General features: G+C 63.7%; 16 protein-coding genes. 12 read left to right on the top strand and 4 right to left on the bottom strand.

Annotated elements, in window-relative coordinates; all coding sequences use genetic code 11:
- Nucleotides 1-418: 418 nt before the first annotated feature.
- The gene (locus ACB037_RS09955) at nt 419-595 is read left to right on the top strand and encodes a hypothetical protein (RefSeq protein WP_010672653.1); all 177 of its coding nucleotides are present in this window, start codon (nt 419-421) and stop codon (nt 593-595) included.
- Nucleotides 596-696: 101 nt separating this feature from the next.
- Here the strand turns inward: ACB037_RS09955 and ACB037_RS09950 are convergent, their stop codons facing one another.
- On the bottom strand, nt 697-1218 hold the full coding sequence (locus ACB037_RS09950) for a GNAT family N-acetyltransferase (protein ID WP_151027574.1): 522 nt from the start codon (nt 1216-1218) through the stop codon (nt 697-699).
- 141 nt (nt 1219-1359) lie between these two features.
- On the opposite strand from ACB037_RS09950, the gene ACB037_RS09945 reads away from it, so the two are divergent.
- Together ACB037_RS09945 and ACB037_RS09940 are read left to right on the top strand one after the other, a co-directional pair.
- Nucleotides 1360-1623, top strand: coding sequence for a hypothetical protein (locus tag ACB037_RS09945; protein WP_371175283.1), 264 nt, complete (start codon nt 1360-1362; stop codon nt 1621-1623).
- A gap of 74 nt (nt 1624-1697) precedes the next feature.
- Nucleotides 1698-2549: a neutral zinc metallopeptidase gene (locus ACB037_RS09940; protein WP_371175282.1), complete on the top strand. Its 852-nt coding sequence runs from the start codon at nt 1698-1700 to the stop codon at nt 2547-2549.
- 60 nt (nt 2550-2609) lie between these two features.
- On the opposite strand, the gene ACB037_RS09935 is transcribed toward ACB037_RS09940, so the two are convergent.
- Complete coding sequence (locus ACB037_RS09935; RefSeq protein WP_319861892.1) at nt 2610-2732, bottom strand: hypothetical protein; 123 nt, start codon at nt 2730-2732, stop codon at nt 2610-2612.
- Entirely contained in the window at nt 2696-3088 is a 393-nt protein-coding gene (locus ACB037_RS09930; RefSeq protein ID WP_371175281.1) for a hypothetical protein, read from the bottom strand. Before ACB037_RS09930 ends, ACB037_RS09935 begins: the two co-directional genes overlap by 37 nt.
- Before the next feature lie 165 nt (nt 3089-3253).
- Here ACB037_RS09930 and ACB037_RS09925 point away from each other — a divergent pair, with 165 nt between their 5' ends.
- Genes ACB037_RS09925 through ACB037_RS09905 form a run of 5 tightly spaced genes read left to right on the top strand, consistent with a single transcriptional unit; the run spans nt 3254 to nt 9750 of the window.
- Nucleotides 3254-4474: a PAS domain S-box protein gene (locus ACB037_RS09925; protein WP_128297504.1), complete on the top strand. Its 1221-nt coding sequence runs from the start codon at nt 3254-3256 to the stop codon at nt 4472-4474.
- Between the two features lie 17 nt (nt 4475-4491).
- Entirely contained in the window at nt 4492-4866 is a 375-nt protein-coding gene (locus tag ACB037_RS09920; protein WP_043154645.1) for an anti-anti-sigma regulatory factor, read from the top strand.
- Between the two features lie 6 nt (nt 4867-4872).
- Nucleotides 4873-5943, top strand: coding sequence for a SpoIIE family protein phosphatase (locus tag ACB037_RS09915; RefSeq protein WP_371175280.1), 1071 nt, complete (start codon nt 4873-4875; stop codon nt 5941-5943).
- On the top strand, nt 5944-8610 hold the full coding sequence (locus ACB037_RS09910) for a response regulator (RefSeq protein ID WP_371175279.1): 2667 nt from the start codon (nt 5944-5946) through the stop codon (nt 8608-8610). It abuts the gene before it with no gap.
- Nucleotides 8611-8619: 9 nt separating this feature from the next.
- Nucleotides 8620-9750 carry an HD-GYP domain-containing protein gene (locus ACB037_RS09905; RefSeq protein ID WP_043154351.1) on the top strand — a complete coding sequence of 377 codons (1131 nt, stop codon included), beginning with the start codon at nt 8620-8622 and terminating at the stop codon, nt 9748-9750.
- Here the strand turns inward: ACB037_RS09905 and ACB037_RS09900 are convergent.
- Complete coding sequence (locus ACB037_RS09900) at nt 9747-10421, bottom strand: ATP-binding protein (RefSeq protein ID WP_371175278.1); 675 nt, start codon at nt 10419-10421, stop codon at nt 9747-9749. The genes ACB037_RS09905 and ACB037_RS09900 overlap by 4 nt on opposite strands.
- A 154-nt stretch (nt 10422-10575) precedes the next feature.
- Here ACB037_RS09900 and ACB037_RS09895 point away from each other — a divergent pair, with 154 nt between their 5' ends.
- From ACB037_RS09895 to murQ, 4 genes are all read left to right on the top strand, one after another.
- On the top strand, nt 10576-11892 hold the full coding sequence (locus tag ACB037_RS09895) for an MFS transporter (protein WP_371175277.1): 1317 nt from the start codon (nt 10576-10578) through the stop codon (nt 11890-11892).
- Nucleotides 11893-12012: 120 nt separating this feature from the next.
- Nucleotides 12013-12735, top strand: a complete 723-nt coding sequence (locus tag ACB037_RS09890) for a MarC family NAAT transporter (protein ID WP_045522936.1) — start codon at nt 12013-12015, stop codon at nt 12733-12735.
- A gap of 159 nt (nt 12736-12894) precedes the next feature.
- Nucleotides 12895-13098 carry a hypothetical protein gene (locus tag ACB037_RS09885; protein ID WP_041212219.1) on the top strand — a complete coding sequence of 68 codons (204 nt, stop codon included), beginning with the start codon at nt 12895-12897 and terminating at the stop codon, nt 13096-13098.
- A gap of 266 nt (nt 13099-13364) precedes the next feature.
- Entirely contained in the window at nt 13365-14261 is an 897-nt protein-coding gene (gene murQ / locus ACB037_RS09880; RefSeq protein ID WP_371175276.1) for an N-acetylmuramic acid 6-phosphate etherase, read from the top strand.
- The last annotated feature ends 42 nt before the right edge of the window (nt 14262-14303 follow it).

Here is a 14303-nt window from a genome sequence, read left to right as displayed (position 1 = left end):
CCCGTGGCAGTGAAAAACAGGGAATGACAGAGTGAGCGCACAATTAGTGTTTGCTTTTTACACATTTAGAGGCGAGAATGCGCGCCGGCTAGTTAATCAGCCCTGATTATGTTCGCAATGCTTCACCTCACGATGAATCCTGCCAGTACCCGCATAACCTTCTTCTGATTTACTCGCCTTGAGAACCGTTCAGGCTGTCTGCCTGCGTTGCCCGGCTCTCACGGTGCAGACCCGATCTGCCCACTCCCAAGTAGCATCATGCATCCGCGTGGTCCTTGGCGCCTTCCTTGAAAGTGCAGACGCCCCTGAACCGGGCTGGGTATTCCTGCGCGCTCGTCCGCCATCGTGCTGACCGCGCCCATTGACCTGACATTTGCCAATACAAGGAGCAAACACTTAATTTATATAGAGAAATACCATGATGAAACACGTACAGATCCGCAAACCCCTGCGTCGCAGCAAACCCATCAACCTGCCCGTGCAAGAGCACGACGACGATGCGTTCCTGATCCAGTTCAGCACCCGCTTCAGCGGCGGCTTCGCCATCTCCTGTGATGGCATCGCCGGCGAGTTCTCCATCGAAGAGCTCAACTGATCCTGCCTGCCCAGGCAGCGCCCGATGCAGACAGGCCGCAACTCACGGCGGCCTCCTTGCCTGACGTCATAGTCTGCATGGCCCCGCTCCCAGAGCGGTGGCTAGACCCCGCAAGTCTCCTTGTCAGGCGCCTCCAGCAGCAGGCACTCCTCCTCGCCGGCTCCCAGCCTGACCCGTTTGCCCTGACTCAGCCCCAGCTTGGCGAGTAGCCGGACCGAGCGCTCATTGCCCGGGGTGACGATGGCGACCACCCGCTCGATGCCGAGCCGTTCACGGCCATCTGCCATGGCTGCCCGCGCGGCTTCGATGGCATAGCCCTGGCCACGCCAGGCGGGCAGGAAGGCATAGCCGATGTCTTCACAGGGCAGGGTATCGCGCTTGATCAGACCGCAGATGCCGAGCCTGGCCCCGTCTTCCCGCCGCACCACCAGATAGAGTCCGTGACCGTGGCGGGCATAACTGACCGCAGGCCCCTGCTGGATGTAGTTTTCGGCATCCGCCAGGGTACGCACCCCGCGATCGCCGATGTAGCGGTAAAAATCACCATCGTTGAGCAGTTCGAGAATGAAGGGGGCATCGACAATGGTCAGTTTGCGCAGTTCCAGGCGCTCGGAGAGGATCATGACATGGGCTCGTTCGGCAGTAGAGAGTGTCCAAGACTGCTCCCGCCCCGCTTCCTTGGCAAGACCCGGAGGATATTTTCGCCCCCGGGAGCCGCGTCCCCGCTATACTGCCCACCCCATGGAACAGGCAGGAGAACGGCCATGACCGATACCCCCGAATTTTTTGATGAAGAGACACTGCTGGAGATGGTGGAGAGCCAGCTCGCCGACGGCCATCCCCTCCAGGTGAAAGCCACCCTGATGCGCCTGGTGATGAAGGGCACCCCGCGGGAAGAGGCGCTGCAATACATCGCCTGCGCCCTGGGCGCCGAACTCATGGCCATGGAAGCCGAACAGGGCCCCTTCAACCTCGTCCGTTACGGCGAGTTCCTCGACAGCCTGCCCGAGATGCCCTGGGCCGAATGACCCGGGCCGATTAGGCAAGCCCCGGCGCCAGCCATTATCATTACCGCCACCACCAATGACGGGAGTATGGGGATATGCGCTGGCAAGATCGCCGTGAGAGCAACAATGTGGAAGACCGACGCCAGCAAGGCGGCAACGGGGGCGGCGGCCTGCCCATCGGTGGCAAGGGGCGTCTGATCCTGCTGGTGGTGGTCATGGTGGCGGGGTACTACGGCGTGGACCTCGGCCCCCTGCTGCAGGATCCGGCCCCGCAGAGCCAGCCCCAGCGTCAGAACTCGTCCCAGGCTGCCAACGATCCCCTCGCCCGCTTCACCTCGGTGATGCTCGCCTCCACGGAGGACGCCTGGGGTGAGATGTTCCAGCAAAGCGGCAACCACTATCAGGCCCCCAGACTGGTGTTCTATAGCGGTGCGACCCGCACCGGCTGCGGCCAGGGGCAGTCGGTGATGGGGCCCTTCTACTGTCCGGCCGACAGCACCGTCTACATCGATCTCTCCTTCTATCAGGACATGCGCGACAAGCTGGGGGCCGACGGCGACTTCGCCCAGGGCTATGTGATCGCCCACGAAGTGGGCCACCACGTGCAGAACCTGCTCGGCATCTCCACCAAGGTGCGCCAGCAGCAACAGGGGCTGAGCCAGGTCGCCCAGAACCGGTTGTCGGTCAAGCTCGAACTCCAGGCGGACTGCTTCGCCGGGGTCTGGGGCCACTACATGGAAAAAGAGCAGGTGCTGGAGCGCGGCGATCTGGAAGAGGCGCTCAACGCCGCCCAGGCCATCGGCGACGACAGGTTGCAGCAGCAAGGTCAGGGCCGGGTCGTTCCCGACAGCTTCACCCACGGTACCTCGGCCCAGCGCCTCGCCTGGTTCAAACGCGGTTTTGACAGCGGCAAGCCCGCCACTTGCGACACCTTCGCCGCCCGCTAGACGCCCAAAAGAAGGGCCGGATCCTGACAGGATCCGGCCCTTTTTCCATTCATGGGAATCTCAGTACAGGGAGTTGACGCTCACCTCCTCCTCCCATGCGCCAGCCAGCGGCAGCGGCAAGTAGGTGGAGTTGGCCGAACGGCTGGTCACGAAGTAGATGTGATCGCCGCGCGGGAAGTGCATGGCGATGAGCGCCTTGCCACCTCTTTCGGCACGCTGAACGCGTCCCAGCCGTTGCTCATCTTCTCCCAGAAGGTCGGGTTCTTCAGGCAGCTCTCACCATTGGGGGAGAACGCCTGCTTGCCGCGATAGCCCCCCGGGCTGAAGAAGAGCAGGGTGTCATCGATGTCGAAACCCACCGCCATCGGCGGCTGCCCATCCAGGCTCCTGGCAATCTGCGTCATCGACACCCAGTGAAGGGGGGCCTGCTGGGCCAGGCTCACCGCAATGACACCAGCGGGGCTGGCCGGGATTTCGACTGCCACGGCGGGCAGGGTCAGGCTGGCGGCAACCAGGGCAAAGCGGGGCGATAAGGACATTAGTCCCGATATAAGATGTTCATGACGAACTCTCCAGGCCCAAGCCCCCCCCTACCAGCAGGCTCTTTCGGCACTTCTTGTCCCCCGCTCTCGCCCCGGTGGGCTATAACTGCTGTACGCCTTCTAATGGCATTCAAATCAATTGCACCATTTACCGGAGATGCCATGGACGTGCACACCGCAGCTGCCCATTCGAATACTGTCACTCCCGCTTCATCCCAGGCCAGACTGGAGGCCGTCGACCAGCTGATGGCCCGGCTCGAGATCGCGCCAGACGGATTGATTCTGGATGCCAACCCCCGCTTTCTCGCCATCATGGGATACCAGCTGGCCGAGCTCAAGGGTCAGCACTACAGCATGTTGTTCCCCTCGGAGGCAGAAGAATCCGCCGACGAAGCCGCCCGTTGGCAGGCGCTGCGAACGGGGCAGGCACAGGAGGGAGAGTTTCGCCGCCGGGATCGGCAGGGGCGGGACATATGGCTGCGAGGCAGTTGCAGCCCCCTGCTGGACGAACAGGGCGCGCTGGTTCAGGTCATCGAATACACCATGGACCTGACCGAACAGAAACAACTGAACGCCAACTTCGAGGGGCAGCTCAACGCCCTGAGCCGGGTCATGGGCAAGGTGGAGTTTTCACTGGATGGCATCATTCTCGATGCCAATGCCCGCTTCCTGGAGACAGTGGGCTATCAGCTGGAAGAGCTGAAGGGCCAGCACCACAGGCTGCTGGTCGATCCCGACTACGCCCAGTCGGCCGACTATCGCACCTTCTGGGAAACCCTGCGCCGCGGTGAATTCCTGGCGGGAGAGTTCTGCCGAATCGGCAAACAGGGTGAAGAGATCTGGATCCAGGGCTCCTACAACCCGGTGCTGGATCTCACCGGCAAGCCCAGCAAGATCGTCAAGTTTGCCACCGACATCACAGCCCAAGTAGAACAGCATCACCAGCTCAAGCGCGCCATGGAGGAGGCGGAAGAGGCCGCCAGGGTGCGCGAGGAGCTGCACAAGTCGCTGCAGGAGATGTCGACCCCGGTCACCCCCATCTGGGACGGGATCCTGCTGCTGCCGCTGGTGGGGATCATCGATTCCATGCGTACCGCCGACGTGATGAACAAATCGCTCACCAAGATTGCCGAGACCCGGGCCCGGGTCTTCGTACTGGACATCGCCGGAGTCGCCACCGTGGATACCGGCGTCGCCAACCAGCTGATCAAGATCACCAAGGCGACCCAGTTCATGGGGTGCGAGGCCATCATCTCCGGCGTCTCGCCCGCCATCGCCCGCACCATGGTGGAGCTGGGGGTCTCTGTCGGCGACATCCGCACCACGGCGACCCTGCGGGATGCCTTCGAGATCGCCCTCAAGCGGGTCGGATCCACCCTCTAGGCCTCCAGGAGAGATGCATGCTGCTCAACAATGATCTGGGCATCGCCGACGTGGCCGACTGCATCGTGGTCAGTATGCGCCCCGACCTCGGTGACGAGGGCATGCAGCAACTGATGCAGGCCCTCTCCCAGCGGCTGATGCTGGGCCGCCAGCACGCGGTACTGCTCGACTTCTCCGGGGTCATGCTGCTCGATCACCACGAATTCAGGCAGGTACGCAAACTGGCCGAGGTGTGCCGCCTGCTCGGTGCCGTCTGCCTGCTGGTTGGGCTCAATGCAGGGATCGCCGCCTTCCTGGCGCTGGCCGATGCCGAGCCCGGGCCGCTGCGCTGCTTTCTCGACATGGACGATGCCTTCGCCCATGTTCGCAGGACGCTCAAGGATGAGGAGTAGCGCATCATGCAGTTGGAACAGTGCCTTCAAGAAGCCAGCTACCCGCTGCGCCACGACATCGACCTGCACCTGACGGTGATGGCGGTACGCCGCCTCCCCTTCATCGCCAACCTGTCCGAGGTGGACCGTGCCATGCTCTCCACCGTGGTCTCCGAGCTTGGCAGCAACATTCTGAAATACGCCGAGCGGGGGGAGATCACCCTCACCCTCCACCATCCCAGCGGGCGTCCCTGCATCGACATCGTCGCCCGCGATCAGGGCCCCGGCATTGGGGACGTGCATCAGGCCATGCAGGATCACTACAGCACCTCGGGCACCCTGGGGCTAGGCCTGCCCGGCGTGCGCCGCATGATGTCGGAACTCACCATCAGCACCCCGCCGGAAGGGGGAACTCTGGTGCAGGCCCGCAAGTGGCTGGGCGCGGCCCCTCTGGTATCCAGGCCAATCCCCCCCCTCGCCTGTGCCGGCCAGCTGCACGCCGGCCTGCAACTGGCATGGGCCAGCGAGAACCGCCCCTGCTATCCGGAACGGGTCTCCGGTGATCTGGCCTTCATCAGACCGGGGCCGGAGGGGGTATCGCTGATCCTGATCGACGTGAGCGGCCACGGTGCCTCGGCCAACAAGCTGGTACAGGTGCTGGAGGCTGCGCTGCAGCAAACCCACGAGCAGGAACCGGCCCGCCTGTTGCAACTGCTGCACCAGCACTGCATCGGTACCCGGGGCGCCGCCGCCGGCGTGGCCCTGGTCAACGGCGAACGGGGTGAGCTGAGCTATGCCGGCATCGGCAATACCCGCATCTGCCTGCGCGGTCATGGTCCCTGGCGCGGCATCTCCCGCGATGGGGTGCTGGGAGAGCGCTTCCCCACCCCCTTGCTGCAGCGCCAGCCACTCGTCGCGGGGGACGTGGTGATGCTCTATTCGGACGGTATCAGCGAATCCCTCAACCTGCGCGACGGAGCACTGGATCTAGCCGCCGAGCCCGCCCAGCTGGCACGCCAAGTGATCGCCCACAGTGGCCGCAGCACCGACGATGCCAGCTGCATCGTGCTGCGCGTGCTGGCAGGGGAGGAGGACTAGATGCGGCAACTAATCGGCGAAACCCTGCTGTCAGGCCCGGCGGCGGCACTCACCGCCCGGCGCAAGGTGATCCAGGTACTCACCTGCCTCGATAGAAGTCCCACCTTCGTGGCACCGCTGGCGGGCGCCACTTCCGAGCTGGTACGCCAGCTGGTGGTGGACGCTGAGCCGCTGCAACTGCAGTTGTGGCTGGAGCCTCGCACACAGGAGTTGTGGCTCTCGCTCTCGGCTGACGCCCCCATCCCCCCCGAGCCGGACGGCTGCCATTCATGTGGCATCCGATTGGTCGCGCACGCGGACAACGCCATCGCCCTGGTCTACCGCCTGCCCCGCTGGCCCGATGGACTGCTGCTGCAACAGATGCAGCAGCAGTTCGCAGAACCGACCCGGGATGAGCTGTTTGCGGTGATGCAGGCCAAGAACCAGGAGCTGGAAGCAGCCTATGAGTTGGCGGAGGGCGCAACCCGGGCCAAGAGCGATTTTCTCGCCAACATGAGCCACGAGATCCGCACCCCCATGAACGCCATCCTCGGCATGTCCCATCTCGCCCTGCAGACCCGGCTCGATCCGCAGCAGTTCGACTATGTCAGCAAGATCCAGCGTTCGGCCCAGCATCTGCTCGGCATCATCAACGACATCCTCGACTTCTCCAAGATCGAGGCCGGCAAGCTGGATCTGGAGCGGATCGAATTCGATCTCGACCATGTGCTGGAGAATCTGGCCACCCTGGTGGGCGAAAAGGCGGAAGCCAAGGGCATAGAGTTGCTGTTCGAGGTCGACCACCAGCTCGACACCCTGCTCTATGGCGATCCCCTTCGCCTCGGCCAGATCCTGATCAACTACGCCAACAACGCGGTCAAGTTCACCGAGCAGGGGGAGATCCTGGTCAAGGTCAGCTGCCTGGAGAAACAACCCCATGAGGTGTTGCTGCACTGCTCGGTACAGGACACCGGGATCGGCATGAGCCAGGAGCAGCAGCAGCGGCTGTTCCAGTCATTCCAGCAGGCGGACAGCTCCACCACCCGCAAGTACGGCGGCACCGGCCTCGGCCTCGCCATCTCCCGCAAACTGGCCGAGCTGATGGGTGGCGAGGTGGGGGTACAGAGCGAACCAGGCCAGGGCAGCACCTTCTGGTTTACCGCCCGACTCGGTAGGGGCAGGCGCAGATCCCGCTATCTGCCGAGCCTGGATCTGCGCGGGCGCCGCATGCTGGTGGCCGACGACAGTGCCAGCGCCCGCACCATCATGGCCGCCCTGCTGCGCAGCATGAGCTTTGTGGTGGACACCGCCGAGTCGGGCCAGCAGGCACTACAGATGATCGCCGGCGCCGAGCAGGAGGGACAGCCTTACGAAGTGGTATTGCTGGACTGGCACATGCCGGGGCTGGATGGCATCGAGACCGGTCGCCGCCTCATCGCCCGTGGTATGGGCCCGCGACCCTATCGGGTCATGGTGACCGGCTACGGACGGGAAGAGGTCTTTCGCCAGGCCGATTCCGCCGGCTTTGATCGGGTGCTGGTCAAGCCGGTATGCGCCTCCGTGCTGTTCGATACCGTCATCGGCCTGTTTGGCCAGCAAACAAGTTCTCTCACCTTCAAACCACCGCAGGTGACCCATCGCTACCGCTTCGACGGACTCAGGATCCTGCTGGCGGAAGACAACGAGCTCAATCAGCAAGTCGCGCTGGAGCTGCTGCGGGCGGTCGGTGCCGATGTCAGCATCGCCGGCAATGGTGCCATCGCGCTGGAGATGGTGGCCCAGACCCACTACGACCTGATCCTGATGGACATGCAGATGCCGGTGATGGATGGCCTGGCTGCCACCCGGCTGTTGCGCGAGCGGGAAGACATCGGGCAACACACCCCGATCCTGGCGATGACGGCCAACGTCATGGCCGGTGACCGCGAACGCTGCCTCGCTGCCGGGATGGACGATCACATTGCCAAGCCCATCGACCCCGACAGGCTGTATGCGGCCCTGCAGCGCTGGGCAACCTCCTTCAGCCGCGAGGTCAACAGCACGCTCACTGCCTCACACGCATCACCCGCCACCGCCTTGCTGCCACAGCTGCAGGCGATCGGGCTCAACGCCGAGCCAGCCCTGCAACGATTGATGCATAACTGGGAGTGGTATCGGGATCTGCTGCAACGTTTCGCCCGCCAGGGGAGTCAGCCGATGGAAACCCTGCTGGCCGCCCTGCAGGCGAATGACCGGGAAGAAGCGCATCGACAGGCCCATACCCTCAAGGGCATAGCCGCAACGCTGGGGGCCGGGTCGCTGCAGGATGTCTCGGCCCGGCTGGAGAGCGCCCTCGCCCGGGGAGACGATGCCGCCAGCCTGCTGCCGCTGGCCGAGCTGGGGCTGCAACAGCAGCAGCAACTGGCCGCCAGCCTGCTGACACTGCTGCCGGCCCCTGCCACCCCCGGCTTGCCGGAGGCTACCCCCGCCGAGCTGGCCCCCCTGCTGCACCAGCTGACCGGGCTGCTGCTGGAAGACGATGCGGAAGCCTTCATCCTGTTCCAGCGCAATCAGGCCAGGCTCGCTCCCCTGCTGGGCGAGGCAGCACCGGCCATGCACGATGCCATGACCCGTTTTCGCTTCGCCGATGCCCTGGCATATCTGCAACAAGTCCGGGCCCTCAGACCCGATCTGTTCAACCAAGAGTGAGGCGCCATCATGCTCAACTTGCTGGATCCCGATACCAAACCCACCCTGCTGGTGGTCGATGACACACCGGAGAACCTCTCCCTGCTCAGCGCCCTGCTCAGCCCCCACTACCGGGTCAAGGTCGCCATCAGCGGCCAGCGGGCACTGGAGATCCTCTCGGCCGGCACCCGGGTGGATCTGATCCTGCTCGACGTGGTGATGCCCCAGATGGACGGCTATCAGGTAATGCAGGCGCTGCAGGAGATGCCGCAGGTGCGGGAGATCCCGGTGATCTTCCTGACCGCCAAGGTGGAGGAGAGTGCGGAGGCGCACGGCCTGGCGCTGGGAGCCGTCGACTACATCCACAAGCCGATCACCCCCGCCATCGTGCTGGCCCGGGTCAGAAACCACCTGGAGCTGAAAGCGGCGCGGGATCTGCTGCACGACCAGAACGCCTTTCTGGAGCAGGAGGTGGAGCGGCGCACCCGGGAGAACGAACTGATCCAGAACATCACCATCCACTCCCTCGCCTCTCTTGCCGAAACCCGCGACAACGAGACCGGCAACCATATCCTGCGCACCCAGCACTATGTGCGGCTGCTGGCGGAGACCCTCTGCGAGCATGCCCGCTTTCGTGCAGAGCTGACCCCCAAGACCATCGATCTGCTGTTCAAATCGGCCCCGCTGCACGACATCGGCAAGGTCGGCGTGCCAGACCGGATCCTGCTCAAGCCTGGCAAGCTGGATGCGGACGAGTTTGCCCAGATGAAGCACCACTCCATTCTCGGCAAGGAGGCCATCGTCCATGCCGAGGAGGCGCTGGGGGTAGAGGTGGAATTTCTGCGACTGGCCAAGGAGATCGCCTGCTACCACCACGAGAAGTGGGACGGCACCGGCTATCCCTATGGCCTGCACGGTGACGAGATCCCGCTCTCGGCCCGCTTGATGGCGCTGGCCGACGTGTACGACGCCCTCATCAGCAAGCGCTGCTACAAGGCTGCCATGTCCCACCAGGAGGTGGTGCCGATCATACTGGCGGGGCGGGGCAATCACTTCGACCCCGACATCACGGACGCCTTTGCCCGCATCCACCAGCAGTTCCACGAGATCGCCCTGCGTTACAACGACGACAAGGGCGAGCGGGAGTCCAATCGCGACTAGGCGGTGGCGGGCAGCAGATCGGTGAAGACGAAGCCGTCCCGCAGCACCGTCTCCCCCACCCCGATGGGCAAGGGATGCAGGAACATGGGGCCGTCCCAGGCCAGGGTGTGGAACTCCCCGTTCTCGCCGCAGGGATCCACCCCGGCGGGCAGGGCAGCCAGCAAGGCCGCGTCAAACTCATGTCCGCCGAGGGTGGCAGGCAGCTTGCCCGGATCCAGGGTACAGACCCTGGCCTTGAGCCCGGCGTCGATCATCGCCTGCGCCAGCTCGGTCGTGTCGCTGCCCCAGAGCGGGAAGAGCGGCGTGATGCCGGTCCCCGCCAGTTGCCGCTCCCGATAGGCGCGCACATCCTCAAGAAAGAGATCCCCGAACGCCATGTGGTAAATGTCCTTGGCCTGCACATCGGCGATGAAGCCCGTCATGATGCGCCCATACTCCTCGTTGCTGCAGGGCCAGGGCAGGTCGATGGTGGTCAGCGGCAAGCCCACACACTCAGCCTGTGCCAGCAGCAACTGCTTGCGCACCCCGTGCATGGCCACCCGCTCGAACGCCTGGTTGAGGGTGGTGAACAGCCCCACCACCTCGATGGCCGGATCCTGGCGCAGGCGATGCAAGGCCCAGGCGCTGTCTTTTCCGCTGCTCCAGGAGAGCAGTACCTTTTTCTTCGTCATGATCTCTCCAGCTTCTTGCCGCACCGTGCTGCAAGACAGTGTTGCGAATTGTGCGATTTACATTGCGGGACACAAAAGCATACCCTCGTGGGTGAGCGTATCCCCGCAGCACACCGGGGAGAATAACTAAAAAAACGATGGGAAACATAAGGATATGAGTAAAGTCAGCACATCGCACGACCACGGTCGCCCCCTCAATCGACAGGATTACAGGACCCTGAGCCTGGCGGCGCTGGGCGGCGCCCTCGAATTCTACGACTTCATCATCTTCGTCTTCTTCGCCGTGGTCATCGGCGAGCTCTTCTTCCCGGCCGACATTCCCGAGTGGCTGCGCCAGTTCCAGACCTTCGGCATCTTCGCCGCCGGCTACCTGGCCCGCCCCCTGGGGGGCATCATCATGGCCCACTTTGGCGATCTCATCGGCCGCAAGCGGATGTTCACCCTCAGCATCATCCTGATGGCCTTGCCGACCCTGCTGATCGGCCTGCTGCCCACCTACGCCGTGCTCGGCATCGCCGCCCCCCTCCTGCTGCTGCTGCTGCGGATCCTGCAAGGGGCCGCCATCGGCGGGGAAGTCCCCGGAGCCTGGGTCTTCGTGGCCGAACACGTGCCCGCCCGCCGGGTCGGTGTCGCCTGCGGTACCCTCACCGCGGGGCTGACCGCCGGCATCCTGCTCGGCTCCCTGGTGGCGACCGCCATCAACCGTGGCATGAGCCCGGGCGATGTGAGCGACTGGGGCTGGCGTCTGGCCTTCGTGCTCGGTGGCGTGTTCGGCATCGTCGCCATGTACCTGCGCCGCTGGCTGCACGAGACTCCGGTCTTCGCCGAGATGCAGGCCAACAAGTCCCTGGCCGAGGAGCTGCCCCTCAAGACGGTGCTGCGTGAACACAAGGGCAGCGTCGTCGTCTCCATGCTGCTGACCTGGCTGCTCTCCGCCGGCATAGTAGTGGTGATCCTGATGACCCCGACCTATCTGCAGAAGGTCCACGGCATCAGCCCGGCCGATGCCCTGACCGCCAACTCCCTGGCCATCGTCGCCCTCACCCTGGGCTGCATCGTCTATGGCCGCCTGATCGATGCCATCGGCAGCGGTCCTACCTTCATCCTGGGCTCCCTGCTGCTGGCCGGCGCCACTTATACCTTCTACCACAGCCTGGCGGCCGGCACGGATCAGCTGGTGCCCCTCTACATGCTGGCGGGCTTTGCGGTGGGGATCGTCGGCGCCGTGCCCTACGTCATGGTCAATGCCTTCCCGCCGGTGGTGCGCTTCTCCGGGCTGTCGTTCTCCTACAACGTGGCCTACGCCATCTTCGGCGGCCTCACCCCCATGCTGGTCACCCTCTGGATGAAGGAGGACGTGCTGGCCCCCTCCCACTATGTGGTCAGCCTGGCCGCCCTCGGTTTCGTGCTCGGCATCTGGCTCTGGCTGCGCCAGCGCGGCCAACGCCAGGCCACCCCGCAGGCCGCCTGATCCTTCCCAAGCAAGCCCCGCACTGTCGGGGCTTGTTCTTTGCGGATATCATCGACCGGGTGGCGGTCCGCTACGGACCTGCCAGCTCACCCCAATCCGTCCACCTGCCCGAGGTCCACTATGTTCTTCCAGGTCATCTTTCTCGCCTTGCTGGCCCTGCTGCCCATGGTCAACCCGCCCACCACGGCCACCCTGCTGCTGGGGCTGAGCAAGGGCATGTCCCGCGAGCACATTCGCCGCCAGATCAACATGGCCGCCCTCTATCTGTTCGCCACCCTGTGCGTCAGCTTCTTCATCGGATCCTCCATCCTGGATCTGTTCGGGATCTCCATTCCCGGCCTGCGCCTGGCCGGTGGCCTCATTATCGCCTTCATCGGCTTTCGCATGCTGTTCCCCTCGCCAAACCAGTCTGCCGGGGTCGAGGCCAACCAGAATATCGCCTTCGTGCCCCTGACCATGCCCAGCATGTGCGGACCCGGCACCATGGCGCTGGTGATCAGCGGCGCGGCCCAGATCGCCGAGCTGCCGGCCGAGGCCGATCGCGTCGTCATCTATGCCGCCATGGTCACCGCCTTCGCCCTGATGAGCCTGATCAGCTGGGGTGTGCTCAAGCTGGCAGATCCCGTGTGCAAGATCCTGGGTGCCACCGGCATCGACGCCATGACACGCATCATGGGTTTCCTGCTGGTGTGCATGGGTATGCAGTTCTGCATCAACGGCGTCAAGGAGGTGGCGCAGGATCCCGTCTTCCATGGTCAGGTGATGGAACAACCCGCTGCCGCCTTGCCGTCCCATGCCGGATCCACCGCCTTCGATCATCTCGCCGTGCCGCGCCAGCCCTGATTGAAAACGGTATCATTTTTCGTGCAAATCCCTCCTGATCTTGCGCCTGATCATATTGCCTTCATCTTGATGGGGTAGTCTGGTTTTTGTACAGGCAGGGTTCAGAAGGTTGCCGCTAGCGTGGCATGTGCTGAGCCCATTACTTGAGGAGATATGCAAATGGAAAAGATGCTGACCGAGATTGGAAGCTACAGCCTGTTTCATGAGTATCTGAATGTGGTCGGTGCCGCCAGCCCCGCGCTGACCCGGATCAAGACAGGATGGGAGTTCAAGCGAAAGGATCGCCTGCTCGCCCAGATAAGGGTGGATGATCACGGCCACGCCCGCTTCTTCATCGACGCCCGCGCCATTTCGGTCAACTGACCCGAGCCCTTTCCCAGCCCCGGCGCCTGCCGGGGCTTTTTATTGGCTGCCCTTCAGCCTCTCCCCCCTCTAGTGCCATCGGCATCACCCCGGTCCCACCCAACCCTCTCCGTGCAGGAATTTTCACAGCTTATAATTAGAAATAAATGGAATAATTAATTATGCGACATTGATCTCATCATCGAAATCAAAAATCGATGATCATGTTCATCATCGAGAGGGATGTTTTACGCCGGGAGTGGCGATGACCTTAAGCAGAGGAAACGATGACCATTGACCTATCAAGCATGATTACCGAGACCCGCAACCCGGCCAGCGTCGAAATCGACCAGCTGTCGACCCTGGAGATGCTGCGCGTCATCAATCAGGAGGATCAGCAGGTGGCGCTTGCGGTGGGCCAACTGCTGCCCGAAATCGCCCGGGCGGTCGATGCCATCGCGGCAGCCTTTGGCAAGGGTGGGCGCCTGGTCTATATCGGCGCCGGCACCTCGGGCCGGCTCGGCATCCTGGATGCCAGTGAATGCCCGCCCACCTATGGCGTCTCTGCCGAGCAGGTGATAGGCCTGATTGCTGGCGGCTACAAGGCCATCTTGCAGGCGGTCGAGAACGCCGAGGATGACGCAGAGCTGGGTGCCCAGGATCTGAAGAACATCCAGTTCTGCGCCAACGATGTGCTGGTGGGCATCGCCGCCAGCGGCAGAACCCCCTACGTACTGGGCGCCATGGCCCACGCCAGCGCGGTGGGTGCCACGGTCTGCAGCATCAGCTGCAACCCCAGCAGTCCGCTGGCCAGGGCGGCCGACATCAGCATGGTGGCGGTGGTCGGCCCCGAGATCGTCACCGGCTCCTCCCGCATGAAGGCGGGCACGGCGCAGAAGCTGATCCTCAACATGCTCTCCACCGGCGCCATGATCCGCACCGGCAAGGTCTACGGCAACCTGATGGTGGACGTGGAAGCCACCAACGCCAAGCTGGTGGAGCGGCAAAAACGCATCGTGATGGAGGCCACCGACTGCGAGCGCGCCGTGGCGGAGCGGGCGCTGGCGCAGGCGGACAACCACTGCAAGACAGCCATCGTGATGATCCTGGCCGGACTCACGGCCGACGAAGCCCGCACCCGTCTGCAGAGCAGCAACGGCTTCATCAGCCAATGCACCCACTGATCGGCCAACCGCACATTGGCCAGGCCAGGGATGACCATCACA

It is taken from the genome of Aeromonas sp. S19(2024) (assembly GCF_041402625.1).
Taxonomy (GTDB): Bacteria; Pseudomonadota; Gammaproteobacteria; order Enterobacterales; family Aeromonadaceae; genus Aeromonas; species Aeromonas caviae.
The sequence above is the reverse complement of the archived record's forward strand: the minus strand, read 5'-3'. Positions and strand labels throughout refer to the sequence as shown.

What these genes read in the sequence shown, in the direction of transcription:
- ACB037_RS09935 (WP_319861892.1), bottom strand. Translation starts at nt 2,732, where the DNA reads ATGCACTTCCCGCGCGGCGATCACATCTACTTCGTGACCAGCCGTTCG.
- ACB037_RS09900 (WP_371175278.1), bottom strand. Translation starts at nt 10,421, where the DNA reads ATGACGAAGAAAAAGGTACTGCTCTCCTGGAGCAGCGGAAAAGACAGC.
- ACB037_RS09885 (WP_041212219.1), top strand. Translation starts at nt 12,895, where the DNA reads ATGGAAAAGATGCTGACCGAGATTGGAAGCTACAGCCTGTTTCATGAG.
- ACB037_RS09925 (WP_128297504.1), top strand. Translation starts at nt 3,254, where the DNA reads ATGGACGTGCACACCGCAGCTGCCCATTCGAATACTGTCACTCCCGCT.
- ACB037_RS09920 (WP_043154645.1), top strand. Translation starts at nt 4,492, where the DNA reads ATGCTGCTCAACAATGATCTGGGCATCGCCGACGTGGCCGACTGCATC.
- ACB037_RS09945 (WP_371175283.1), top strand. Translation starts at nt 1,360, where the DNA reads ATGACCGATACCCCCGAATTTTTTGATGAAGAGACACTGCTGGAGATG.
- ACB037_RS09905 (WP_043154351.1), top strand. Translation starts at nt 8,620, where the DNA reads ATGCTCAACTTGCTGGATCCCGATACCAAACCCACCCTGCTGGTGGTC.
- ACB037_RS09940 (WP_371175282.1), top strand. Translation starts at nt 1,698, where the DNA reads ATGCGCTGGCAAGATCGCCGTGAGAGCAACAATGTGGAAGACCGACGC.
- ACB037_RS09950 (WP_151027574.1), bottom strand. Translation starts at nt 1,218, where the DNA reads ATGATCCTCTCCGAGCGCCTGGAACTGCGCAAACTGACCATTGTCGAT.
- ACB037_RS09910 (WP_371175279.1), top strand. Translation starts at nt 5,944, where the DNA reads ATGCGGCAACTAATCGGCGAAACCCTGCTGTCAGGCCCGGCGGCGGCA.
- ACB037_RS09895 (WP_371175277.1), top strand. Translation starts at nt 10,576, where the DNA reads ATGAGTAAAGTCAGCACATCGCACGACCACGGTCGCCCCCTCAATCGA.
- ACB037_RS09955 (WP_010672653.1), top strand. Translation starts at nt 419, where the DNA reads ATGATGAAACACGTACAGATCCGCAAACCCCTGCGTCGCAGCAAACCC.
- ACB037_RS09890 (WP_045522936.1), top strand. Translation starts at nt 12,013, where the DNA reads ATGTTCTTCCAGGTCATCTTTCTCGCCTTGCTGGCCCTGCTGCCCATG.
- ACB037_RS09930 (WP_371175281.1), bottom strand. Translation starts at nt 3,088, where the DNA reads ATGTCCTTATCGCCCCGCTTTGCCCTGGTTGCCGCCAGCCTGACCCTG.
- ACB037_RS09915 (WP_371175280.1), top strand. Translation starts at nt 4,873, where the DNA reads ATGCAGTTGGAACAGTGCCTTCAAGAAGCCAGCTACCCGCTGCGCCAC.
- murQ (WP_371175276.1), top strand. Translation starts at nt 13,365, where the DNA reads ATGACCATTGACCTATCAAGCATGATTACCGAGACCCGCAACCCGGCC.